The organism is Pseudochrobactrum sp. AO18b (assembly GCF_000409565.1).
Taxonomy (GTDB): domain Bacteria; phylum Pseudomonadota; class Alphaproteobacteria; order Rhizobiales; family Rhizobiaceae; genus Pseudochrobactrum; species Pseudochrobactrum saccharolyticum.
This window is the reverse complement of sequence record NZ_ANNO01000281.1, coordinates 1-1,976: the sequence shown is the minus strand read 5'-3', so window position 1 is coordinate 1,976 and position 1,976 is coordinate 1. Positions and strand designations below refer to the sequence as shown.

Below are 1,976 nucleotides of genomic sequence, written 5' to 3'. Positions count from 1 at the left end.
GGCCTGAACGGCCGCTTTTTTATTCTATAAAATTATCAGCTTTTTGCCTGAGATGTATTGGCAACCTTGGCAGGGGCATCTCCCTTACCATCCAGCAGCTGATCAATACGGTTACGTTCACGCGTAAAGACTTCCAGCTGTTTTCCGCCCAGAGACTGGCTTTGCGGCATACGGATACGCATCGGATCAACTTTCGCGCCATTCACAATCACTTCATAGTGCAAATGCGGGCCGGTCGAGAGGCCGGTTGAACCGACATAACCGATCAGCTGTCCCTGACGAACACGTGCGCCGGGTGTAATGCCGGAAGCAATCGCGTTCTGGTGGTTGTAACTGGTCTGATAGCCGTTGCCGTGACGGATAATGGTCTGATTGCCGTAACCATTGGCCCAGCCGGCTTTTTCAACAACACCATTACCGGCAGCAAGAATCGGGGAGCCGCGCGGTGCGCGCCAGTCGACACCTGTATGCATGCGGACATAACCGAGGATAGGATGGCGTCGTCCGCCGAATGGCGAACCGAAGACACCGTTCGGAACCGGTTTACGGATCAGGAATTGCTGGGCACTGCGGCCATTCTCATCATAAAATTCCACGCTGCCTTCCGGCGACTGGTAGCGGTAGAATTTCTTGGTCGTGCCGCCCATATTGGCGCTGACATAGAGCAGCTGAGATTCTTCATTGGCGCTTTCGGAATCTTCCGGCAGGGAGAAGAATGCTTCAATCGCATCGGAGCGGGTGATCTTGGATTGCAGATCGACATCATTCGCCAGCATTTTTATCAGCTGCCGCGCCATATCATTGGTCATGCCATAGACAAGAGCTGCTTTATAAACGGCATCATAAACAGATGGCAGCTCACCGCGGATTGTCGGCGGCGGTGCATTATCATCAAATGCAGTTTGCAGAAGCGGGGTCATTTCCGGTTCATCAGACGGAACATATTGGTTTTGGTCATCAAGAGCGACCGTAACAATATGGGTTGTTCCGTTATAGAGTGTCACACGGACAATATGATCTTCTTCTTCAGAAGAGGTCACGCCCACACGCAATACGCTGCCAGCCTTCAGGCGCGGCGAATTCATCAGCTTGCTCAGGGCTTCAGCAATATTATCCGCATCTTCCCCCTCATAGCCGCTCTTATTCAGAGCATCGATGATTTTCGAATCCGAACGGAAAGGAATAATATCTTCGGAGAAGCCGGTATTGGTTTCGCCATCGAGAAGGCGGTTGCTGACGCTGACATTCTCCTGCGTGATACGCACGCCAAGCGGTTGTGTCAGCGTATAAGGGGAGTCACCACTATTACCAAAGCGCAGCGGATCGACATAATGAAGAGACGCGATCTGCACATCGCCGTCGGTCAGCAGCTGACCGGTGCTGCGGACGACTTTTTCAACTTCGTCGCTGGTCAGATCAGATGCTGAATCATAATTTCCGGCATTAACTGGAAAATCGATCGTACGCAGACTGATTTCACTTTCAACCTTCGCACCGTAAATTTGTCCGGTACTCGCAGCCTGCACCTGTTGTTTAGCGCCGTCAGAGAAAACAGCCATAGCATCAAATGCCGGATATTGGCGGCTTGCCGGATGATCGGCGGCCAAAGCCATACGGACATATTCAAAAGGTTTGGTACGGATAACCTCGCGCTCACCAACTTTCTGCATGGTTGAAACTTCCATGCGGCGGCGGTCGCGGCTTTTTTGTTTGGTGACAGTTGCAATAACGCGGTTGCCCTTGGTGCTGTCCTGAGTATCCGATTTCGCCGGCATTTCTTCTTTTGTAACAAGCTCCGGAGGCGTCGCTAATTGCTGACGTCCGTCGAGTGCTGCAAAGAGTGCAACACCAATGAGTAATGAGGCTGTAATGCCGGTCAGAAAAGTACCGGCCAGCCACCGCGCAGAAACCTCACGCCGATCCGGTGGTCCGCGACGCCCGTCCGTGATGAGCGGCGGCTCATCTCCGGGGTCGCT

The 1,976-nt window shown here is 52.8% G+C and carries 1 protein-coding gene; it reads right to left on the bottom strand.

Annotated elements, in window-relative coordinates; translation table 11 throughout:
* Window positions 1–35: 35 nt before the first annotated feature.
* Window positions 36–1,976, bottom strand: a 1,941-nt coding sequence (locus A918_RS0111695) for a M23 family metallopeptidase (protein WP_022711250.1), incomplete at its 5' end; no start/stop codon positions are given.